This window comes from Pseudomonas sp. UBA6562, assembly GCF_002434265.1.
Lineage (GTDB): Bacteria > Pseudomonadota > Gammaproteobacteria > Pseudomonadales > Pseudomonadaceae > Aquipseudomonas.
In genome coordinates, this window is record NZ_DJJS01000008.1 from 161,353 (window position 1) to 184,212 (window position 22,860).

18 protein-coding genes are annotated in these 22,860 nt (G+C 63.3%); 8 read left to right on the plus strand and 10 right to left on the minus strand.

Translation table 11 applies throughout. The features are described from left to right. Positions 1-213 precede the first annotated feature (213 nt). The 3 genes from B4M43_RS16475 to B4M43_RS16485 are packed head-to-tail and all read left to right on the plus strand — an operon-like array spanning position 214 to position 5,335. Positions 214-2,454 carry an ATP-binding protein gene (locus tag B4M43_RS16475; RefSeq protein ID WP_296268544.1) on the plus strand — a complete coding sequence of 747 codons (2,241 nt, stop codon included), beginning with the start codon at positions 214-216 and terminating at the stop codon, positions 2,452-2,454. A 15-nt stretch (positions 2,455-2,469) separates the two neighbouring features. Then, positions 2,470-2,931, plus strand: a complete 462-nt coding sequence (locus B4M43_RS16480) for a response regulator (protein ID WP_296268545.1) — start codon at positions 2,470-2,472, stop codon at positions 2,929-2,931. A gap of 10 nt (positions 2,932-2,941) precedes the next feature. Continuing rightward, a complete protein-coding gene (locus B4M43_RS16485) occupies positions 2,942-5,335 on the plus strand; it encodes a hybrid sensor histidine kinase/response regulator (protein ID WP_296268546.1) in 2,394 nt (797 codons plus the stop codon). 144 nt (positions 5,336-5,479) lie between these two features. On the opposite strand, the gene B4M43_RS16490 is transcribed toward B4M43_RS16485, so the two are convergent. The 8 genes from B4M43_RS16490 to B4M43_RS16525 form a co-directional block, all read right to left on the minus strand. After that, a complete protein-coding gene (locus B4M43_RS16490) occupies positions 5,480-6,628 on the minus strand; it encodes a PQQ-dependent sugar dehydrogenase (RefSeq protein ID WP_296268547.1) in 1,149 nt (382 codons plus the stop codon). 87 nt (positions 6,629-6,715) lie between these two features. Continuing rightward, positions 6,716-7,042, minus strand: coding sequence for a hypothetical protein (locus B4M43_RS16495; protein ID WP_296268548.1), 327 nt, complete (start codon positions 7,040-7,042; stop codon positions 6,716-6,718). 173 nt (positions 7,043-7,215) lie between these two features. Further along, positions 7,216-8,607 carry a siroheme synthase CysG gene (cysG, locus tag B4M43_RS16500; protein WP_296268549.1) on the minus strand — a complete coding sequence of 464 codons (1,392 nt, stop codon included), beginning with the start codon at positions 8,605-8,607 and terminating at the stop codon, positions 7,216-7,218. Beyond that, positions 8,608-9,888 carry a serine--tRNA ligase gene (gene serS / locus B4M43_RS16505; protein ID WP_296268550.1) on the minus strand — a complete coding sequence of 427 codons (1,281 nt, stop codon included), beginning with the start codon at positions 9,886-9,888 and terminating at the stop codon, positions 8,608-8,610. Between the two features lie 29 nt (positions 9,889-9,917). Next, positions 9,918-10,292, minus strand: coding sequence for a fluoride efflux transporter CrcB (gene crcB, locus B4M43_RS16510; protein WP_296268551.1), 375 nt, complete (start codon positions 10,290-10,292; stop codon positions 9,918-9,920). After that, positions 10,289-11,614, minus strand: a complete 1,326-nt coding sequence (locus tag B4M43_RS16515) for a replication-associated recombination protein A (RefSeq protein ID WP_296268552.1) — start codon at positions 11,612-11,614, stop codon at positions 10,289-10,291. The genes crcB and B4M43_RS16515 overlap by 4 nt, the downstream gene beginning before the upstream one ends. A gap of 11 nt (positions 11,615-11,625) precedes the next feature. Beyond that, positions 11,626-12,249, minus strand: coding sequence for an outer membrane lipoprotein chaperone LolA (gene lolA / locus B4M43_RS16520; protein WP_296268553.1), 624 nt, complete (start codon positions 12,247-12,249; stop codon positions 11,626-11,628). Between the two features lie 63 nt (positions 12,250-12,312). After that, positions 12,313-14,826 carry a DNA translocase FtsK gene (locus B4M43_RS16525; RefSeq protein ID WP_414707865.1) on the minus strand — a complete coding sequence of 838 codons (2,514 nt, stop codon included), beginning with the start codon at positions 14,824-14,826 and terminating at the stop codon, positions 12,313-12,315. Between the two features lie 354 nt (positions 14,827-15,180). Between B4M43_RS16525 and aat the strand changes: the two genes are divergently transcribed. The 3 genes from aat (at position 15,181) to infA (ending at position 16,953) form a co-directional block, all read left to right on the plus strand. Then, on the plus strand, positions 15,181-15,873 hold the full coding sequence (aat, locus tag B4M43_RS16530) for a leucyl/phenylalanyl-tRNA--protein transferase (protein ID WP_296268554.1): 693 nt from the start codon (positions 15,181-15,183) through the stop codon (positions 15,871-15,873). Positions 15,874-15,923: 50 nt separating this feature from the next. Further along, positions 15,924-16,631 carry an arginyltransferase gene (locus B4M43_RS16535; RefSeq protein ID WP_296268555.1) on the plus strand — a complete coding sequence of 236 codons (708 nt, stop codon included), beginning with the start codon at positions 15,924-15,926 and terminating at the stop codon, positions 16,629-16,631. A 103-nt stretch (positions 16,632-16,734) separates the two neighbouring features. Then, positions 16,735-16,953: a translation initiation factor IF-1 gene (gene infA, locus B4M43_RS16540; protein ID WP_002553999.1), complete on the plus strand. Its 219-nt coding sequence runs from the start codon at positions 16,735-16,737 to the stop codon at positions 16,951-16,953. Between the two features lie 88 nt (positions 16,954-17,041). Here infA and clpA read toward each other — a convergent pair whose 3' ends face one another. Then, complete coding sequence (clpA, locus tag B4M43_RS16545) at positions 17,042-19,312, minus strand: ATP-dependent Clp protease ATP-binding subunit ClpA (protein WP_296268556.1); 2,271 nt, start codon at positions 19,310-19,312, stop codon at positions 17,042-17,044. A gap of 30 nt (positions 19,313-19,342) precedes the next feature. Then, entirely contained in the window at positions 19,343-19,705 is a 363-nt protein-coding gene (clpS, locus tag B4M43_RS16550) for an ATP-dependent Clp protease adapter ClpS (protein WP_296268557.1), read from the minus strand. A 230-nt stretch (positions 19,706-19,935) separates the two neighbouring features. Here clpS and cspD point away from each other — a divergent pair, with 230 nt between their 5' ends. Next, positions 19,936-20,196, plus strand: a complete 261-nt coding sequence (gene cspD / locus B4M43_RS16555; protein WP_296268558.1) for a cold shock domain-containing protein CspD — start codon at positions 19,936-19,938, stop codon at positions 20,194-20,196. 423 nt (positions 20,197-20,619) lie between these two features. Beyond that, positions 20,620-22,845 (plus strand): NADP-dependent isocitrate dehydrogenase, encoded by a 2,226-nt coding sequence (locus B4M43_RS16560; protein ID WP_296268559.1) that lies wholly within the window; start codon positions 20,620-20,622, stop codon positions 22,843-22,845. The last annotated feature ends 15 nt before the right edge of the window (positions 22,846-22,860 follow it).

Consider the following 22,860-nt stretch of genomic DNA (forward strand, 5'->3'; position numbering starts at 1 on the left):
CAACGCTAGGGTCGTTTTGGCGATGAACGGTAGCGCCGACAAAAAAACTTGTACAAAACCTCCGCCGACGTAGAACCTAGTGCCCAGTCTGGCCTCAAATGGCCACTTTCCGACGATCAATTCGTACTTTTCTGATAACGTGGGCGCACGAATTTCCCTTTCTTTTTCACCTGCTTGCGGCCTCGCCCCGTGGCCATAAACGGAGAGTGTTTCTTGACAACCGCCCAGAACGCTTTTGACGAAGCGGTCGAACGCTGCGCCCAGGAGCCTATCCAGGTTCCGGGCAGCATCCAGCCCCAAGGCTTCATGCTGGTCCTCGACGAACGCGACCTGCGCATCGTCCAGGCCAGCGAGAACGTGCGCCAGTGGCTGGGCATCAGTGCGCAGGACGTGCTCGATCGCCCCTTCGCGGCGTTGTTCGACGGCTTCGACCTGCATGCGCACCTGCATCAAGTGCCGGAAGACGACGTGTTCCCCTTCCACTTGGCCGACGTTCGCCTGAGTGCCGACGCCATCTGGCAAGAACCCCTGCGCCTGCTGGTACACCGCCACGACCAAGTGCTGATCGCCGAATTCGAACCCTGCGGCAGCACCCCGCGCGCCGACTACCACCCACTGGTGCGCGGCTTCGTCGGCAGCCTCAACCAGGCGATCGACCTCGAAGCGCTGCTCGACCAGTCGGTGCAACAGATCAAGCGCCTGACCGGTTTCGGACGGGTCAAAGCCTATCGCTTCGATGCCGAGGGCAACGGCCTGGTCATCGCCGAAGCCGTGGACCCTGGCTATCCGCATTACCTGGGCTTGTGCTTTCCAGGTTCGGACATTCCGCGCCAGGCCCGCGAGCTGTACCGGATCAACCGCATCCGCCTGATCCAGGACGCCACCTACCAGCCCTCCGCGCTGCTGCCCACGCTCAACCCCTTGACCGGCAAGCCGCTGGACATGAGCTTCGCGTCCTTGCGCAGCGTGTCGCCGGTGCACCTGCAATACATGCGCAACATGGGCACGCTGGCGTCGATGTCGCTGTCGATCGTGGTCGACGGCCAATTGTGGGGGTTGATCTCCTGTCACCACGCCGAACCCCGCGCCGTCGATTTCCAGACCCGCACCGCCTGCGAGCTGCTGGCCAGCGTGCTGTCGTTGCAGATCGAAGCGCGCGAGTCGCACACCAACACCCGCCAGTTGCTCGACCTGCGCCGCCACATCGTGCGCATGCTCTCGTCCATGGCCGACCGCGACAGCGTCAGCGAGGGCCTACTGGCCCTGCCTGACGTTATGCTGGATTTCGCCTCTGCCAAGGGCGTGGCCATCATCAGCGCCGAGCGTTGCGACCTGATCGGCGACACCCCGCCCGAGGCGCAGTTGCTGGCGCTGGTGCACTGGCTGGGGCAACGCGACGAAGAAGGCGTGTTCCACACCGACAACATCCGCCGCGACATTCCGCTGCTGCCCGAGCTTGCCGACCATGCCGGCGGCGTGCTGGCGGTGGCGATCTCGCAGATCCACTCGCACTACCTGCTGTGGTTCCGTCCCGAGCAGGTGCGCACCGTGCACTGGGCCGGGCGCCCGGACAAGCACATCGACGACGCCACCGGCCGCCTCAGCCCGCGGCACAGCTTCGAGCGCTGGCACGAAGAGATTCGCGGTTTCTCGCAACCCTGGGACCCGCTGATCGTCGAAGGCGTGCTGGAGCTGCGCATTGCCGTACTCGGTATCGTGCTGCGCAAAGCCGAGGAAATGGCGCAACTGGCCGGTGAACTCAAGCGTTCCAACAAGGAACTCGAAGCGTTTTCCTACAGCGTGTCCCACGACCTGCGCGCGCCGCTGCGGCACATCGCCGGTTATAGCGAGCTGCTCAGCGAATTCGAAGGCCAAGGGCTGTCCGAGCGCGGCAAGCGCTTCCTGCAGCACATCGAGGAAGCGGCGCAGTTCGCCGGCACCCTGGTGGACAACCTGCTCAACTTCTCGCAGATGGGCCGCTCGGCGCTGCGCATGTCGGACGTCAACCTCAATGCGTTGATCGACACCATCCGCACCGAGTCGGCACCCGACTATGCCGGGCGGGAAATCGTCTGGGACGTCGCCCGCCTGCCCAAGGTGATCGCCGACCCTGCGTTCATCAACCTAGTCCTGCAGAACCTGATCTCCAACGCCATCAAGTACACGCGCGAGCGCAACCCGGCACGTATCGAAATCGGCTCGCATGAGAACGATGAGGAAGTCGAGATCTACGTACGCGACAATGGCGTCGGTTTCGACATGGCCTACGCTAACAAACTGTTTGGGGTGTTCCAGCGTTTGCACCGCATGGAAGACTTCGAAGGCACCGGCATCGGCCTGGCCAGTGTGCGCCGCATCATCGAGCGCCACGACGGGCGTGTCTGGGCCGAAGGCGCGATCGACCAGGGCGCCTCGTTCCACTTCGCCCTTCCCCTCCACCCCCAGCACGCTTGAGGGACCGTACCGAACATGCTCAAACCCATCCTGTTGGTCGAAGACAACCCCAGAGACCTGGAGTTGACCCTCGTGGCGCTGGAACGCAGCCAGCTGGCCAATGAAGTCATCGTCATGCGCGATGGCGCCGATGCTCTGGATTACCTGATGCGTCGCAATGCCTATAGCGACCGCGACGACGGCAACCCCGCCGTGCTGTTGCTGGACTTGAAACTGCCCAAGGTCGATGGTCTGGAAGTGCTCAAGGAAGTGCGCTCCACCCCCGAACTGCGCAGCATCCCCACGGTGATGCTGACCTCCTCGCGCGAAGAGCCGGACTTGCTGCGCGCCTACGAGCTGGGCGTCAACGCCTACGTGGTCAAGCCTGTGGAGTTCAAGGAATTCGTCACAGCCATCTCTGACCTGGGGGTGTTCTGGGCCGTGCTCAACGAGCCGCCACCCGGCTCGCTGCGTCTGCCTCGCCGCGGCATTACCTGAGGCGTACCGGATGCAGCAGATGTCGCTGAAATTGCTGATGGTCGAAGACAGCTCGATGGACGCCGAACTGACCCTGCTACGCCTGGAGCGTAACGGCCTGCACATGCAGGCCAAGGTGGTGTTCGACCATGTCGGCGTCGAGAACGCCCTGCTCGAAGAAGATTTCGACCTGATCCTGTGCGACTGCGTATTGCCCAGTTCGTCGGGCACCCAGGTGCTGGCCATCGCCCAGCAGCTGGCCCCGGCCACACCCTTCATCTTCCTCTCCGGCATTTACGGCGAAGAACATGCGGTGGAGATGATCCGCCTGGGTGCCACCGATTACGTCTTGAAGAAAAACCTGTCGCTGTTGCCCAAGGCCGTGCGCCGAGCGCTGACCGAAGTCCAGGAGCGCCAGCGGCGGCGCACGGCCGAGGAAGCGCTGGCCGACGTCGAAGCGCGCGCGCGCATCGCCATCGACGCCGCCGGCATGGGCACCTGGGACTTGCGCCCGCTCGAAGGCGTCCTGCGTTGGGACGAGCGGGCCAAGGCGCTGTTCGGCCTCGCGCCGGACACCGAGCTGTCCTTGCAAGTGTTCTACGACGGCATCTACCCCGAAGACCTGGAACAGGTCCGCGCCGCCGTGGACCTGGCCATGCAGCCTGGCAACGACGGCCAGTACCGCGCCGAATTCCGCATCGAACGGCCCTACCACGACGAGCCGCACTGGCTGCTCAGCAGCGGCCAAGCGCGCTTCGTCGATGGCCAATGCGTGCGCTTTTCCGGGGTGATACAGGACATTCACCAGCAACGCCAGGCGACCCAGGGCCTCAAGCAGATCAACGAGATGCTCGGCGAGCGCGTCGAGCGGCGTACCCGCGAGCGCGATCGGGCTTGGGAACTGTCCCAGGATCTGCTGGCCGTGCTCAGCAACGACCTCACACCCGTGGCGCTCAACCCTGCGTGGGAGGCGACCTTGGGCATCAGTCGCGAACGCCTTAGCCAGACTTCGCTGCTCGACATCATTCCCTATCCGGAACAACAGGCTTTCGTCGATGCGCTGGCCGCACTGGACCAGGGCAGCACCAGCGCCCGCTTCGTCGGGCGGGTGCAGCATGTCAGCGGCGATCAGCGCTGGCTGTCGTGGGTGGTGGTGCGCGAAGACAACATGCTCTATGTCGTGGCCCGCGACATCACCGGCGAGCGCGAGTCGGCCCTGGGCCTGGTCGAGGCCAACAGCCGCCTGCGCGAACAGATCGCCGAGCGCGAACGCATCGAGGCGGCCTTGCAGCAGATGCAGCGCCTGGAGGCGGTCGGCCAGCTCACCGCAGGCGTGGCCCACGACTTCAACAACCTGCTGACGGTGATCATCACCGGCTCCAGTTTCCTCGAGCGCGACCTCAACCGTGAAGACCTGTCCAAGGCCCGCTCGCGTCTGCAGCACATCCGCGAAGCCGGCGAGCGCGGGGCCAAGCTCACGGCCCAGTTGCTGGCCTTCTCCCGACGCCAGCGCCTGGACCCGGTCGCGCTGAACCTCAACCGCACGCTGGACGGCGTCGAAGAGCTGCTGCAACGCTCGCTGGGCGGCAACATTTCCGTGCGTCTGGACCTGGACCCGGCGCTGTGGCAGGCGATGACCGACCCGACCCAGACCGAGATGATCATTCTCAACCTGGCGATCAATGCCCGCGACGCCATGCCGGCTGGTGGCCAGCTGGTGCTGATGACGCGCAACACTACGGTGCACGAGCCGGCGCGCCGACCCGAAGACCCGGAGCCGGGCGAGTACGTGATGCTGGCGATCCGCGACACGGGGTTTGGCATGAGCGAAGAGGTGGTGGCCAAGGTCTTCGAACCCTTCTTCACCACCAAGGACATCGGCAAGGGTTCGGGCTTGGGTCTGGCCCAGGTGTTCGGCTTCGCCAAGCAATCCGGCGGCGGCGTGCGCATCGATACCGCACCGGGCAAGGGCACCCAGGTCAGCGTCTACCTGCCCGCCGTGCGCGAGCTGCCGGTGGTCGAGCCGACGTTGAACACACCGCTGTCGACCGACCTGGAAGACAGCGGCCTGGACCGTACCGTGCTGTTGGTGGACGACGACCACCTGGTGCGCGATCTGCTCGGCGACGTGTTGCGCCAATATGGCTACCGCGTGCGTCAGGCGCACAGCGGCGAGCAGGCACTGGCGCTGCTGGATGACCAGATCGACGTGCTGCTGACCGACTTCGCCATGCCGGAATTCAACGGCGGACAACTGGCCAGTGCCGTGCGCGAGCGTTTCCCGTCGTTGCCGGTGGTGTTCCTGACCGGTTACCCGGAGTTGGAGGGGCTGGACCTGCCTACCAGCCTGGTGATGCAGAAACCGGTGCAGCCGCAGGTGCTGGCCCAGGCCCTCAAGGATCTACTGGCTGTGCCGGTGTTGTGAGCGCCGGCGGCGTTGGCGCCTTGAAGGTTCACCTGTAGGCAGACGCTTGGCCTGCCATAGTCGGCCATGGCATGCGGGTGGCTAGGATGCTGCCCGCATGGCACCGTACCCTGGCGGATGCGGTCTAGCAGCCAAGTCAGTACCTTACTGCGCGCCCAGCCCCACCTTGAGCAAAGCCCCATCCTTGGCGTCGGTCAGTACGTACAGGTAGCCGTCCGGCCCCACCCGCACGTCGCGAATACGCGCCTTCAGCTCACCGAGCATGCGCTCTTCGTGCACCACCTTGTCGCCCTCGAGTTGCAAGCGGATGAGCTCCTCGGTGGCCAGTGCTCCGATGAACAGGTTGTGGTCCCAGGCTTTCTTGAAGGTCGGGCTGTCATAGAACGCCATCCCGCTGATGCCAGGCGACTTCTCCCAGACATGGTGCGGGTCTTCCATGCCGTCGACGTGTTTGCCTTTGGCTTCCGGGATGGGCGTCATCGAATAGTTGATGCCATGGGTCGCGATCGGCCAACCGTAGTTCTTGCCTGCTTCGGGTATGTTGATTTCGTCGCCTCCACGCGGACCATGCTCATTGATCCAGACCTGGTCGGTCCAGGGGTTGAGTGCCGCGCCCTGAGGGTTGCGGTGGCCGAAGGACCATATCTGGGGTTTGACGTTTTTCTGCCCTACGAACGGATTGTCCTTGGGCACCTCGCCATCGGGCAGGACACGCACCACCTTGCCCTGCAGTTTGTCCAGGTCCTGAGCCGTGGGCCGCTGATTGTTCTCGCCCAAGGCGATGAACAGGTAACCCTCGCGGTCGAACACCAAGCGCGAGCCAAAGTGGTTGCCTTCGGACAGCTTTGGCGTCTGGCGGAAGATCACGTTGAAATTCTCCAGGCGAGCGCGGTCTTGCGACAACTGGCCGCGCCCCACGGCGGTACCGGCCTTGCCGTCTTCACCGACCTCGGCGAACGACAGGTAGACCGTGCGGTCCTTGGGGAAACTCGGCGACAGCACCACATCCAGCAACCCGCCCTGCCCCTCGTACCAGACTTTGGGTACGCCGGAAATGGCGGGGCCGACGTGGCCATCGGCACTGACGAGCCGCAGGTTGCCGGGGCGTTCGGTGACCAACATGTCCTTGCCTCCGGGCAGGAAGGCCAGCGCCCAAGGTTGGCGCAGGCCTTCGGCGACGGTGTCGATGGTCAGCTCGCCTTCTTCGCTGGGCAGGCGCTGCTGGTCGGCCGCGTGCGCCAGCAAGGGAAACAGGGCGGCGGCAGTCAAGGTGAGCAGAAAGCGTGGGGGCATGTTCGATTCCTTCCAATAGTCGAAACGGGCAGTGGTCAATCAGGCGAAAGCCGAAGCGGCCGGCCGTCGAAGCGCGCGAGTGGTCGATCAGGGGGTGCGCTGGGCATCACGTGGCGGGCGCGAGGGTTCGAGAGTGGGTGTCCGCTGCTGGCGACGCAGGTTGTCGCCGCTGCCGACACCGCGGTTTTCCAGCGTGGGCGGCACGAGGCGGGGCATGGTGGATGGCCCCCGCACTGGCGGTGTGGCGGGCACACTGCCCTGATGGCTGTTGGGGTTGGCGCGTTGGATTGGGCTGTTGTACGGATTGGCGGTCGGCGCCTGGGTGCGCGGGACAGTCACCGTAGCGGCGTGCACCAAGGCCGGGGCGCTCAGCAGCAGACTGAGTAGTAAGGCTGAAAGTGCTGTAGGACGCATACTCCACCTCGTGTACGAAGATTCGTGCTCAAGGCTTGGAGGGCTGGAATGGCGTCAGGTTCGTTACAAAGGACTCGGCGTGCTGAGGACGATGATTCGCGATGTTTCCAAGAGCGCTATACGCGCCCTTGCCGCCTTGTCGAAGCGTTGGCAGCAAGGGCTACAGGCATCGTCTAATGCTGTTCGGCACCCTCGAACCAAGCCAGTTTCTCACGAAGCTTGACCACCTCGCCGACGATCACCAGGGTCGGCGCGTGCACCTCATGGCGCGCGACCAACGCCGGCAAATCCGCCAGGGTGCCGGTGAACACCCGCTGGTTGCGCGTGGTGCCCTGCTGTACCAGCGCTGCTGGGGTGTCGGCCGCGCGGCCGTGGGCGATCAGCTCGGCGCATATGGCCGGTAGCCCCACCAGGCCCATGTAGAACACCAGGGTCTGGTTGGGCGCGACCAGGTCACGCCATGGCAAGTTGCTGCTGCCGTCTTTCAGGTGGCCGGTGACGAAACGTACCGACTGGGCATGGTCACGGTGGGTCAGCGGAATGCCGGCATAGCTCGAACAGCCGCTGGCGGCGGTAATGCCCGGCACCACCTGGAAAGGAATGCCATGCTCGGCCAGTTCTTCGATCTCTTCGCCACCCCGGCCGAAGATGAACGGGTCGCCACCCTTCAAGCGCAATACTCGCTTGCCCTGGCTGGCGAGCTCGACCAACAGACGGTTGATCTGGTCCTGCGGCACGGCATGCTCGGCGCGGCGTTTGCCGACATAGATGCGCTCGGCGTCGCGCCGGCACATGTCGATGATCGCCGGCGCTACTAGGCGGTCGTACAACACCACGTCGGCCTGCTGCATCAGGCGCAAGGCACGGAAGGTCAGCAGGTCGGGATCGCCAGGGCCGGCACCGACCAGATACACCTCGCCACCCTGCTGGGCCGGCGCGCCTTCGACCTTGTCGCGCAGCATGCGCTCGGCTTCGGCGCCCCGCCCGGCCAGTTGCCGCTCGGCGATTGGGCCTTGGAAGACCTCTTCCCAGAATCCACGGCGCTGGTTGACGTCTGGATACAGCGCCTTGACGCGATGGCGGAAGCGCGCCGCGAGCCCGGCCAATTCGCCGTAGGCCGCTGGAATCCAGGTTTCCAGCTTGGCCCGGATCAGGCGAGCCAGTACCGGCGCATCGCCGCCACTGGACACGGCGACCACCAAGGGCGAGCGGTCGACGATGGCAGGAAAGATCACGGTGCACAGGGCCGGCGCGTCCACCACATTGACCGGCAGGCTGAGGGCCTGGGCGTCGTGGGACACCTGCGCGTTGAGCTGGGTATCGTCGGTGGCGGCGATCACCAACCGGCAACCGTGCAGGTCGTCGGCCGCATAGCCGCGCAAGCGGATTTCGCCGCCGCCGGCATCGACCATCTCGCGCAACTGCGCATCGACCACAGGCGCGACTACGCGCAGCTCGGCACCGGCGTCGGCCAGCAGGCGCGCCTTGCGCAAGGCGATCTCGCCACCGCCGACGACCAATACACGTCCGCCTTGCAACTTGTGGAACAGCGGCAGGTAATCCATTTAGCGGATAACCTCGACACCTGCCATGTACGGCTTGAGCACCTCAGGTACGCGGATCGAGCCATCGGCCTGCTGGTAGTTTTCCAGGACCGCAACCAGGGTACGGCCTACGGCCAGGCCCGAACCATTGAGGGTGTGCACCAGCTCCGGCTTGCCGGTTTCCGGATTGCGCCAGCGCGCGCCCATGCGCCGGGCCTGGAAGTCGCCGCAATTGGAGCAGGAGCTGATCTCGCGGTACTTGCCTTGGCTCGGCACCCACACTTCCAGGTCGTAGGTCTTCACGGCGCTGAAGCCCATATCGCCCGTGCACAGGGCCAGCACCCGGTACGGCAATTCCAGGGCCTGCAACACGCGCTCGGCGTTGGCGGTCAAGCCCTCCAGCGCTTCCATGGACGTGGCGGGTGCCACCACTTGGACCATTTCGACTTTGTCGAACTGGTGCTGACGGATCATGCCGCGTGTATCGCGACCCGAAGCGCCGGCCTCGCTGCGAAAGCACGGGGTGTGCGCGACGAGCTTGAGCGGCAGTTGCTTGGCATCGAGGATTTCGCCAGCGACCAGGTTGGTCAACGACACTTCGGCAGTGGGAATCAGGTAGAAGTCGGCCTCGCCTTCACGGCTGATCTTGAACAGGTCTTCTTCGAACTTGGGCAACTGGCCGGTGCCTTGCAAAGCCGGGGCCTGCACCAAGTACGGCGTGTAGGCCTCTTCGTAGCCGTGCTCGCTGGTGTGCAGGTTGACCATGAACTGCGCCAGGGCACGGTGCAGGCGGGCGATCGGCCCGCGCAACACGGCGAAGCGGGCGCCGGACAGCTTGGCGGCGGCTTCGAAATCCAGACCGCCGCTGACTTCGCCTAGGGCGACGTGGTCCTTGACATCGAAGTCGAATTGCACCGGAGTGCCCCAGCGGCGCACTTCGACGTTACCGTCTTCGTCGGCGCCGACCGGCACGCTGGCGTCGGGCAGGTTGGGCAGGGTGAGCAGCAGGCTGTCGAGCTCGGCCTGGATGCTGTCCAGCTCGGCCTTGCCTTCGGCCAGTTCCGCGGCCATGCGCTCGACGTCGGCCATCAGCGGCGCGATGTCTTCGCCCTTGGCCTTGGCGTGGCCGATGGACTTGGAACGCGCGTTGCGCTCGGCCTGCAGGTGTTCGGTGCGGGTCTGCACCGACCTGCGGCGTTCTTCCAGCGATTCGATGCGCGCGATATCCAGGCTGAAGCCACGGGTGGACAGGCGGTCCGCCACGTCCTGGAGTTGGCCGCGTAACAGTTTGGCATCGAGCATAGCGTTCTCTCGTTATGTAATAGGTTGGTTCAGATTCGGGTCAGGGCCAGGCCCGCCCAGGTGGCGAGCAATCCACCCAGCACGCTGAGCCCGGCGTAGCCCAACGCTATGGGGACTTGCCCGCTTTCGAGCAGACGTACGGTGTCCAGCGAAAAAGACGAAAAGGTCGTCAGACCACCGAGGAAGCCGACGATCAGTCCGGCGCGCAATTCTACCGGCACCGACGGCTTGAGCAGAAACGAGCCGTACAGCAGGCCGATCAGCAGGCAACCCACCAGGTTGACCGCCAACGTACCGAGGTAGAAGTGGCGTGGCCAATTGGCCAGCACCCATTGACTGGTCGCGAAGCGCAACAGTGTACCGGCGACACCGCCGGCGGCAACGGCTGCGATGAGGGTAATCATGGTTTTCTCCGTTGGCGAGGGCTGGTGCGGTCGAGATCTGCAAGGTGACGCAGCTTCTCGCCGATCTTCAATTCCAGGCCTCGCGGCACCGGCTGGTAATAGGGGCGCGGCGGCAATTGCTCGGGGAAGTAGTCTTCACCGGCGGCATAGGCGTCAGGCTCGTCGTGGGCATAACGGTATTCGTCGCCGTAGCCGAGCTGCTTCATCAACTTGGTCGGCGCGTTGCGCAGATGCAGCGGCACCTCCAGCGAGCCGTGTTCGGCAGCCTCGCGCAGGGCACTCTTGAAGCCGCTGTACACCGCGTTGCTCTTGGGCGCGCAGGCCAGATAGGTGATGGCCTGAGCCACCGCCAACTCGCCCTCGGGGCTGCCCAGACGCTCCTGTACGTCCCAGGCGGCCAGGCACAGGCTCAACGCTCGTGGATCGGCGTTGCCGATGTCTTCGCTGGCCATGCGCACCACACGCCGGGCGATGTAGAGCGGGTCGCAGCCACCGTCGAGCATGCGCGCATACCAATACAGCGAAGCATCGGGATTGGAGCCGCGCACCGACTTGTGCAGTGCGGAAATCTGGTCGTAGAACGCCTCGCCGCCTTTGTCGAAGCGGCGACGGCTGTCGCCCAGCAGGCTTTGCAGCATTTCGGTGTCGATGCTTTCGCCGTCTTCGGCGAGGTCTGCGGCGTTCTCGAGGAAATTGAGCATGCGCCGGCCATCGCCGTCGGCGGCGGCCAAGAGCATCTGAAACGCCTCGTCGCTGACGCTGAGGCGACGCTTGCCCAAGCCGCGCTCCTCGTTCAGAGCGCGGTCGACCAATTGGCGCAGGGCGGTTTCGTCGAGGCTCTTGAGCACATAGACCCGTGCCCGTGACAGCAGCGCGTTGTTCAACTCGAACGATGGGTTTTCGGTCGTGGCGCCGATGAAGATCAGCGTGCCGTCTTCGACGAAGGGCAGAAAGGCGTCTTGCTGGGACTTGTTGAAACGGTGCACTTCATCGACGAATAAAATGGTGCGCCGGCCATATTGAGCCGCCTGCTGGCGAGCCACTTCAACGGCCTGGCGAATCTCCTTGACCCCGGCCAGTACCGCGGAAACCGTTTCGAAGTGCGCATCGCAAAACTGCGCCAGCAGCCGCGCCAAGGTGGTTTTGCCCACTCCGGGCGGCCCCCAGAAGATCATCGAATGCAGGGCGCCCTGCTCCAGGGCTTCGCGCAGCGGCTTGCCACGCGCCAGCAGGTGCGCTTGACCAACGTACTCGTCCAGGTTGGTCGCACGCATGCGTGCGGCCAGAGGCTGGGCGACAGGTTCGCTTCGAAACAGGTCCATGGTGTGTCAGGTCACTCCTGGATGATGTCCGCACCTTTCGGGACATCGAAACGGAAGCGGCTATCGGGCACCGGCTGGTTGACCTTGACGCCATTGAACAGAATGTTGGTGCGCTGGCCGACGCTATCGATCAGTTGCATGTCGTTGATCAGCCCCTTGCGGAACGACACACGCAGAGAATCGAACAAGGTGTCCTTGGTCTTGGGCTTGAGGGTGAAGTCCATCACTTCGCCCTGCTCCTTCGACGTAATGTCGAAGCTCTGGCTGATCTTGGAGACGTCACCGGACAGCAGCAGCGCCGGCGTCTGGTTCAGACGCACATCGAGCTTCTTGATCGTTGCCTGCTCCAGGTCCGGGTCCCACAGGGTGACCTTCTGGCCGTCGGAAACCACCACCTGCTCCTGCGGCGCATCGGTGTGCCAGTAGAACAGGCCAGGACGTTTGACCGTCATCTTGCCCGTGGTCTCCTGCAAGCTGGTGCCGCTGGCGTCGAGGGTCAGCTGGGAGAACGTGGCGTCGATGGTCTGCGACTTCTCCAGCAACTGGGTCAGGCGGGCGACGTCCTGCTCAGCGGCCAGGGCAGGCAGAGCGGCGGCGGTCAGGGCAGAAACCAACAGCATGCGAATCGCGCGCATGGAAATCCTCGTCAAACAGTGAATGGGCCCGGCACCCATCGGAAGTGCCAGGCGGGTTGATCATCAATCGCGCGGGCCGCCTGGCGCAATCACTTCCCGCGAACCGTTGCTGTTCATGGGCGTGACCACACCGGCCATTTCCATGGATTCGATCATGCGCGCGGCGCGGTTGTAACCGATCTTGAGCTTGCGCTGCACGGCGGAGATCGAAGCGCGGCGGCTTTCCAGCACGAACTGTACGGCTTCGTCGTAGAGCGCGTCGGTTTCGGCATCGTCGTCGCTGCCGCCGCCACCGCCGTCGAAGCCGCTGCCGGCTTCTTCGACGCCATTGAGGATGTCGTCGTTGTAGTCCGGCGCGCCGCGCAGTTTCCAGGCCTCCACCACACGGTGCACTTCATCGTCGGAGACGAAGGCACCGTGCACGCGGATCGGCAGGCTGGTGCCTGGCGGCATGTAGAGCATGTCGCCGTGGCCGAGCAGTTGCTCGGCGCCACCCTGGTCGATGATGGTGCGCGAGTCGATCTTGCTGGAAACCTGGAAGGCCATGCGTGTGGGAATGTTGGCCTTGATCAGGCCGGTGATCACGTCCACCGATGGCCGCTGGGTAGCGAGAATCAGGTGGATACCGGCCGCACGCGCCTTTTGTGCGATACGGGCGATCAGCTCTTCGACCTTCTTGCCGACGATCATCATCATGTCGGCGAATTCGTCGACCACCACCACGATGGTCGGCAGCGTGTTCAGGCTCGGCGGCTCGTCGTCCATGCTCTCGCGGCGGTACAACGGGTCATGGATGACCTCGCCGGCGGCCTCGGCATCCTTGATCTTGCGGTTGAAGCCGGCCAGGTTGCGCACGCCCATGGCCGCCATCAGCTTGTAGCGCCGTTCCATTTCGGCGACGCTCCAGCGCAGGGCGTTGGCGGCGTCCTTCATATCGGTGACCACCGGGCACAGCAGGTGCGGGATGCCTTCGTAGATCGATAGTTCGAGCATCTTCGGGTCGATCATGATCAGACGCGCATCTTCCGGCCCGGACTTGAACAGGATCGACAGGATCATGGCGTTCACGCCCACCGACTTACCGGAGCCGGTGGTACCGGCGACCAGCAGGTGCGGCATCTTGGCCAGGTCGGTGATGACCGGCTTGCCGCCGATGTCATGGCCGAGCGCCAGAGCGACCGGGGAACTGGACTCGTTGAACTGGGCCGCCGACAACACTTCGGAGAAGCGCACCATCTGCCGGTTGTCGTTGGGAATCTCGATGCCGACGGTGGTCTTGCCGGGAATGACTTCGACCACACGTACGCTGGTCACCGCCAACGAGCGCGCCAGGTCTTTGGCCAGGTTGGCGATGCGGCTGACCTTCACGCCGGCCGCAGGCTGGATCTCGTAACGGGTGATGACAGGGCCTGGGTGGATGGAGTCGACGGTGACCTCCACGCCGAACTCCTTGAGCTTGACCTCCAGCAGGTTGCCGACGCCGGCCAGGGATTCGGGCGAGTATTCGATTTTCTTCTCTTCGGCCGGATCGAGAATCGAGATCGGCGGCAGTGTGCCTTGGACGGCGCTGTCGACGAACTGTTGGGCAGGTTTCTCCGGCACAGGCCGCTTGACCGGCTCGGGCGCCCTGGCCGGTTCCTTGGCGGCCGGCGGCATGATGACCGGCGCTGGCCGGGTTTCGCGCGGTGCGACAGGTTCGGGCAAGACAACGGGCCTGGCGGGCGCGGCAAGCGGCGCGGGTGCGGCAACTGGCGCAGGCGCGGCGGCGGATGCTACGGCAGGCGCTGGCGCAGCAGGCGGCGAAGCCAGTGCCGGCTCGCGCTCGACCACGCGCTCGCGGGCCTTCACCGGCTCGCGTTTTACCGGCGCGGTGGTCAAAACGGGCTCGTCGACTTCGCGCAACTGCGCGACCAGGCGTTTGCGCTCGTTGCGCGCTGCCCACCAGCTGGTGGCGGCACCTTGCACCAGTTCGAAGAGGTCGAGGGTGAGCTTGCCGGTCATGTCCATCACCTTGAACCACGACAGGTCGGTGAACACGGTCAGGCCGAACAGGAACAGGGCGATGAACACCAACGTGCTGCCTTGCACGTTGAGCAGGCTTCGCGCCAGTTCCCCCAACCCCTCGCCCAGTGCGCCCCCGGCTGCGAACGGCAGGTTGGCCGAAGGATGGAAGTGGATGTGCGCAAGCGCTGCGCCCGACAACACGAGAAACACCAGACCGATCAGACGCCAGGACACCAGCCAGCCGCTCCACTGCCAGGGCTGGTGCCGCTCGCGGAAGATCTGCCAGGTCTTGATCGCCAGCAGCAAAGGGAAGATGTAGGCGAAGTACCCCAAAACCATGAACATGACGTCGGCCAGGTACGCTCCGGCTCGGCCGGCGGCGTTCTGCACCTGATCGACGGTACTGGTATGGGTGAAGCCTGGATCGGCCGCATCGAAGGTCAGCAATGCCATCCACAGGTAGAGGCACAGCGCGCCGACGGCGATCAGCGCACCTTCCTTGAGCCGGTAATGCATTTGCTGGCGCCACTCGGGCACGGGCAAGGGGGTCGGGGTTGCGGTGGTCTTTTTCAAAACGCCTGTATCCTGCGCGTACTGCGCGTCCGATAGTGTTCAGCCGGACACTGGCCAAGGGTCACTACGTTTAACGTTCAACATTACCGCTCCGCAGCTGCCCATAGCGGGTGCCTCGGGAGCAGGCACGTGGGAACGGTTTCCAATGCGCCAATTTGAGCACGCATTGTCTTGCGTGACAAAGGCTTATGCTGTGTTTTTGCACAGGTGTGACAGCAAATGTGCCCAATGGTGCCAGTTGCTCCCCTTGTGTAGGAAAAAACCGCGTCGCAGAGCCTTGCGCGCAACCGTTGACCGCTTCGTCCGACCTCGCCATGCTGGGCCTTCCTCCCCTCCCCTGCCGTTGCGACCACCATGCTCACTTGGCTCAACCGCGACACCCTGACCTTTCCAGCGCTGTCCAAGGCGCTGCGCGAACCCAATGGTTTGTTGGCCGCTGGCGGCGATCTCAGCCCCGAACGCCTGGTCGCAGCCTATCGCCACGGCTGCTTCCCCTGGTACCAGGACGGCCAACCGATCCTGTGGTGGTCGCCGGACCCGCGCACTGTGCTGCTGCCCGATGAACTACGGGTTTCGCGCTCGCTGGCCAAGCTGATGCGCCAGGGCCGTTACCGGGTCTCGTTCGACAGCGACTTCGCCGCCGTCATAAGCGCGTGCGCGGCGCCCCGCACCTATGCCGACGGCACCTGGATCACCGAACCGATGCAAGCCGCCTATCGCGAACTGCACGCGCGTGGCATCGCCCATTCGGTGGAAGTGCGTGCCGAAGGCGAACTGGTGGGCGGGCTTTATGGTCTGGCGATCGGCAAGCTGTTTTTTGGCGAGTCGATGTTCAGCCGCGCCGACAATGCCTCCAAGGTAGGCTTCGCCACTTTGGTGCAGCATTTGCGCGCAGCAGGTTTCGTGCTGATCGATTGCCAAATGCCGTCGCAACACCTGCACAGCTTTGGCGCCCGCGCCATCACTCGGCACCAATTCGCCGAATACCTCGACCAATACCTCGACCAGCCCAACGGAATGCGCTGGCTTGACGCTGCGCAGGCTTGACGGCTGGCGTACACTTACAGGCAATACGCCATAACCGGAAGGGGTTGATCATGACCGAGCTGGCACGCCTGAGGTTCTATGCCACTCAGCCGCACGCCTGCAGCTACCTGCCGGACGAACAGGCCACGACGCTGTTTCTCGATCCCAGCCAGCCGATGGACCTGGACGTCTACGCCGACCTGTCCGAGATGGGCTTCAGGCGCAGCGGCGACCATCTCTACCGGCCCCACTGCCAGCAGTGCAGCGCTTGCGTGCCAGCGCGCATTCCGGCGGCACGTTTCATTCCCAACCGGCAACAGCGGCGCATCCTGACGCGCAATCAGGACCTGCGCGTCACCGCCGTGCGGCCTACCTTCAGCGAAGAATATTTCGATCTGTACCGGCGCTACATCGAACAGCGCCATGCCGATGGCGACATGTTCCCCCCAAGCCGCGAGCAGTTTTCCACTTTCCTGGTACGCGACTTGCCGTTTTGCTGCTTTTACGAGTTCCGCCTCGACGAGCGCTTGCTGGCCATCGCCGTCTGCGACCTGCTGCCCAATGGCCTGTCGGCCGTCTACACCTTCTACGAGCCGAGCGAAGAACGGCGCAGCCTGGGTCGCTACGCCATTCTTTGGCAAATCGGCGAAACGCTACGCCGGGGCCTGGAAGCGGTGTACCTGGGCTACTGGATCAAGAACTGCAAGAAAATGAACTACAAGACGCAGTATCGGCCCATTGAACTGTTGATCAACCAACGCTGGGTCACGCTGAATTGAAAGCAGTGGCTGCACTCACACTTTTCCGGCATAATCCACGCCACTTTTTTGCCCGCCGCATGTATGCGTCGAGCGTTTCACTGAATACCGAGGGCTTTACTGCATGTCGAAAGAAGACAGCTTCGAAATGGAAGGTACTGTCGTCGACACCCTGCCCAACACCATGTTCCGCGTGGAGTTGGAAAACGGGCACGTCGTGACCGCGCACATCTCCGGAAAGATGCGCAAAAACTACATCCGCATCCTGACGGGTGACAAAGTACGGGTCGAACTGACCCCGTACGACCTGAGCAAAGGCCGCATCACCTACCGCGCCCGCTAAGCTCCAGATACGAAAAAGCCCGGCCATTGTGCCGGGCTTTTTTGTACGTAAGCATCCGGGATCGAGCCTCCGACCCCAGATGACGACCTTACGCGACTTCCGCCGTGGTCTCGAAATCGAAGACCAACTCGCCATCGCGCAGCTCGACATGCACCACGCCCCCGTGCTCGGACAGCTCGCCGAACAGGATCTCTTCGGCCAACGGCCGCTTGATCTTGTCCTGGATGAGACGGGCCATGGGGCGTGCGCCCATCTGCACGTCGTACCCGGAGCTGGCCAGCCAGCCGCGCGCCTCGTCGCTGACTTCCAGCAACACGCGCTTGTCTTCCAATTGCGCCTGAAGCTCGATGAGGAACTTGTCGACGATGCTCTTGATCGTCTCGTGGGAGAGACGACCGAACTGGATGATGGTGTCCAAACGGTTACGGAACTCGGGCGTGAAGCTCTTGCGGATCACCTCCATAGCGTCCGAAGCGTGGTCCTGATGGGTGAAACCGATAGAGGCACGCGCTGCCGTTTCGGCGCCAGCGTTGGTGGTCATGATCAGGATCACGTTGCGGAAATCCGCCTTGCGCCCGTTGTTGTCGGTCAAGGTGCCATGGTCCATGACCTGCAACAGCAGATTGAAGACTTCCGGGTGTGCCTTTTCGATTTCATCGAGGAGCAATACGCAGTGCGGCTGCTTGGTGATGGCCTCGGTCAACAGGCCGCCCTGATCGAACCCGACGTACCCTGGAGGGGCCCCGATCAAGCGCGAAACGGTATGCCGCTCCATGTATTCGGACATGTCGAAGCGCACCAGGTCGACACCGAGCGCCTTGGACAGCTGGCGCGCTGCTTCGGTCTTGCCGACACCGGTAGGACCGGCGAACAGGAAGGAGCCGACCGGCTTGTCGGGCGCCTTGAGCCCCGCGCGGGACAACTTGATCGCCGTAGCCAAGGCATCGATGGCAGCATCCTGGCCGAACACGGTGAGCTTGAGGTCGCGCTCCAGATTACGCAGCAGCTCCTTGTCGGAACTGGTGACGTGTTTTGGCGGAATCCGCGCGATCTTGGCCACGATGTCTTCGACCTGCGGCACATCGATACGCTTGACGCGATTGCTCTCGGGCTGCAGGCGCTGATAGGCACCCGCCTCGTCGATCACATCGATGGCTTTGTCCGGCATGTGCCGATCGTTGATGTAACGAGCGGCCAGCTCGGCGGCGGCACGCAATGCCTCGTCGCTGTATTCGATGTTGTGATGGCTTTCGAAACGCCCTTTCAAGCCGCGCAGGATGCCAACCGTGTCCTCGACCGAGGGCTCGGAGACATCGACCTTCTGGAAGCGTCGCGCCAAGGCACGGTCTTTCTCGAAGATGCCGCGAAACTCCTGAAACGTCGTCGAGCCGATGCAGCGGATGTCGCCCGAAGACAACAGCGGCTTGAGCAGGTTGGACGCGTCCATGACGCCGCCGGACGCCGCACCGGCACCGATGATGGTGTGGATTTCGTCGATGAACAGGATCGCCTGCGGACGCTTTTTCAGCTCGCCAAGAAGCGCCTTGAAGCGCTTCTCGAAGTCGCCGCGATACTTGGTACCGGCCAGCAGCGCGCCCAGGTCGAGCGAATACACCACGCTTTGCGCCAACAGATCAGGCACCTGGCCGTCGACGATGCGCTTGGCCAGGCCTTCGGCGATGGCGGTCTTGCCGACACCCGCCTCACCCACCAGCAACGGGTTGTTCTTGCGTCTGCGCGCCAGGATCTGCGCTACGCGCTCGACTTCGGACTCGCGCCCGACCAGAGGGTCGATACGGCCCTGACGGGCTTGCTCGTTCAAATTGCTGGCATAGGCGTCGAGCGGATTGCTCGAGCCACCGGTTTCGCCGCCCTCTTCGTCCGACATGTCTTGCTCGCCCTCGGTGCTCGGGCCATGGCCCGGTACTTTGGAAATGCCATGGGCGATGAAGTTGACGACATCGATGCGCGCCACGCTCTGCTGCTTGAGCAGGAACACGGCTTGGCTTTCCTGCTCGCTGAAGATCGCGACCAGCACGTTGGCGCCGGTCACTTCACGCTTGCCGGAGCTCTGCACATGGAACACCGCGCGTTGCAGCACGCGCTGGAAGCCCAGCGTCGGTTGCGTTTCGCGATCCTCGTCGTGCACGGGAATCAGGGGAGTGGTGGAGTCGATGAACTCTTGCAGGTCGTGCTTGAGTTTGTCGAGATTGGCGCCGCAGGCGCGCAGAACGGTTGCAGCGGCTTCATTGTCAAGCAACGCCAACAACAGGTGCTCGACGGTCATGAACTCATGACGCTTCGAACGAGCCTCCTTGAAGGCGAGGTTGAGGGTGACTTCGAGCTCGCGGTTTAACATAGCTTCACCTCATACCCAAGTGGTCGGCGATTAACCGTCCTTCTCGATTTCACAGAGTAGCGGATGCTGGCTTTCCCGAGCGTACTGGTTGACCTGCGTGGCCTTGGTTTCGGCAATGTCGCGGGTAAACAGGCCGCAGACTGCCCGCCCTTCGGTATGGACGGTCAGCATGATCTTGGTCGCCAACTCTCGGTTCAGATTGAAAAACGTCTCGAGCACCTCGACGACGAAATCCATGGGCGTGTAGTCATCGTTGAATAAAACCACCTTGTACATCGGTGGTGCCTGCAGGGCGGGCTTGGCTTCCTCGACGGCGACACCGGAAGCGTGGTCCTCCTGCTCGTGTGGGGGATCCTGATTGAATGTTAGACGAATCTGACTGTGTGCATGCATGGAAAGAAATTCATCACATCTGCAGGTTTAAATGGAGGGTCGACCGCCCAAACAGCCCGCTTACGCGCCGCTGAAGCGTCCTTGACTAACGGCTAAACGGTGTTACAACCAATAGAGACCACCGTGTTCGATAAAGCTCCGCGCAGTCAACCAGATTTTTTTCGCAAGATTTGGTTGCGGATACCAGGAATGATACTCCAGTGATGGGGTCTTTGCAGAGGGACGTAGGGATGGCGAGCGGGAAAGTCAAGTGGTTCAACAACGTAAAGGGCTTCGGCTTCATCAATGAAGACGGGCGTGCCGAAGACCTGTTCGTTCACTATTCGAAAATTCAGATGGACGGTTTCAAGACCTTGCGGGCCGGCCAGCACGTGATATTCGACATCATCCAAGGCCCCAAGGGTCTACACGCCGAAAATATTCGGCCGAGCGTCAGTGACGCTGCCGAACGATCTAACGCATCCGTTCGGTTGCATTTCCTCGAGGTGTAATGCTCTTTCGCCCTGCCTGATGGCAGGGCAGCCTCCGGCGCTACGCTCGTGTCGCCCTCTCCCCGAGCCCTTTGCCCCATGCGGCAATCAACCACATTGCTCCTACGTCTTTGGTCTTATATGCGGGCTGATAGCGCTTGGCCTTGCTGATTAGGCCGAAGGGTTTGGTATACTCCGGCGCTGACCGTAGGGTCACCGGGGCGAACCCTAGGAATATGCGGCTCGCTCCACCTCCAGGATCGGCCTGCAACGGCCGCGCACCTGGCACAAGCCTGGCGTGTTACCGCCCGTCAGCATTGACACTCGAATGATGCATCCACCATCACCGCTCGCGGCCGCTCGACCACGCCCTCGCAGGGCGCTGCGCCTACCCAGCGCATTTCGAGACTCGGGCTCGCGCAGCAACACAGAGAGTTAACCCGCATGCCCACCCGTTCCAAGATCATCTATACCTTCACCGACGAAGCGCCAGCCTTGGCCACCTACTCCTTGCTGCCGGTCATCGAAGCGTTCACCGCTTGCGCCGACATCGCCGTCGAAACCCGCGACATCTCCCTGGCAGGCCGCATCCTCGCGGCATTCCCGGAACAGTTGGGCGCCGAGAAACAGGTAGGCGATCACCTGGCGGAACTGGGCCAGCTGGCGACCACTCCCGAAGCCAACATCATCAAGCTGCCGAACATCTCCGCTTCGGTACCGCAGCTCAAGGCCGCGATCAAGGAATTGCAAACCCAGGGCTACGACATCCCCGACTACGCCGACGAACCTGCCACCGACGCCGAGCAGGAATCGCGCGCGCGCTACGACCGCATCAAGGGCAGCGCCGTGAACCCGGTACTGCGCGAAGGCAACTCCGACCGCCGCGCGCCGCTGTCGGTGAAGAACTACGCCCGCAAGCACCCGCACAAGATGGGCGCCTGGGCCGCCGATTCGAAATCCCACGTCGCGCACATGAACAAAGGCGATTTCTACGGTAGCGAAAAAGCTGCCTTGATCGACGCCGACGGCAGCCTGCGCATCGAGCTGGTAGGCAAAGACGGCACCACTACCGTGCTCAAGGACAAGACCTCGGTCAAAGCCAAGGAAGTGATCGACTGCGCCACCATGAGCCGCAAGGCGCTGCAAGCCTTCGTCGTCGAGCAGATCGCCGATGCCAAGGCCGCTGGCGTGCTGTTCTCGGTGCACCTCAAAGCCACCATGATGAAAGTCTCCGACCCGATCATGTTCGGCATCATCGTCGAAGCGTTCTACGGCGAAGTCCTGAAGAAATACGCCTCGGCCCTGAGCGAAGCCGGCTTCAACCCGAACAACGGCATCGGCGACCTGTACGCCCGCATCAAGGACCTGCCGGCCGACCTGCAAGCGCAGATCGAAGCCGACATCCAGGCCCTGTATGCCGAGCGCCCGGCACTGGCGATGGTCAACTCCGACAAAGGCATCACTAACCTGCACGTGCCGAGCGACGTCATCGTTGACGCCTCGATGCCGGCGATGATCCGTGACTCGGGCAAGATGTGGAACGCCGCCGGCGAGCTGCAAGACGCCAAGGCGATCATTCCGGACCGCTGCTACGCCGGCATCTACCAAGCCACCATCGATGACTGCAAGGCCAACGGCGCCTTCGACCCCACCACCATGGGCAGCGTGCCGAACGTCGGCCTGATGGCGCAGAAAGCCGAAGAGTACGGCTCCCACGACAAGACCTTCCAGATCAAGGCCGATGGCGTGGTCCGCGTGACCGACGGCAATGGCAAGGTGATCTTGGAGCAGAACGTCGAAGCCGGCGACATCTTCCGTATGTGCCAAACCAAGGACGCGCCGATTCAGGACTGGGTCAAGCTGGCCGTCAACCGTGCCCGCCTGAGCGACACCCCTGCGGTGTTCTGGCTCGACCCGGCCCGCGCCCACGACGCAGTGATGATCGAAAAGGTCGAGCAGTACCTGAAGGATCACGACACCAACGGCCTGGACATCCGTATCCTCGCCCCGGTCGACGCCATCAAGTTCTCCCTGGCCCGCATCCGCGAAGGCAAGGACACCATTTCGGTGACCGGCAACGTGCTGCGCGACTACCTGACCGACCTGTTCCCGATCATGGAGCTGGGCACCAGCGCCAAGATGCTGTCGATCGTACCGCTGATGAGCGGCGGTGGCCTGTTCGAAACCGGCGCCGGCGGCTCGGCGCCCAAGCACGTGCAGCAATTGGTGGAAGAAAACTTCCTGCGCTGGGATTCGCTGGGTGAGTTCCTCGCCCTCGCCGCCTCCCTGGAGCACCTGGGCAACACCTACGACAATGCCCAGGCCAAGGTACTGGCCGACACCCTCGACCAGGCGACCGGCAAGTTCCTCGACACCAACAAGTCGCCTTCGCGCAAAGTCGGCGGTATCGACAACCGTGGCAGCCACTTTTACCTGACCCTGTACTGGGCCGAAGCACTGGCGGCGCAAACCCAGGACGCGGCGCTGCAAGCGCGCTTCGCGCCACTGGCCAAGACCCTGGCCGACAACGAAGCGACCATCGTCGCCGAGTTGAACGCCGTGCAGGGCAAGCCGGCCGACATCGGCGGCTACTACGCGCCGAGCCCGGAGCTCACCGCCAAGGTGATGCGCCCTAGCCAGACCTTCAACGGCGCCATCGCCGCGCTGTAAGGTTTAGCTGAAGCG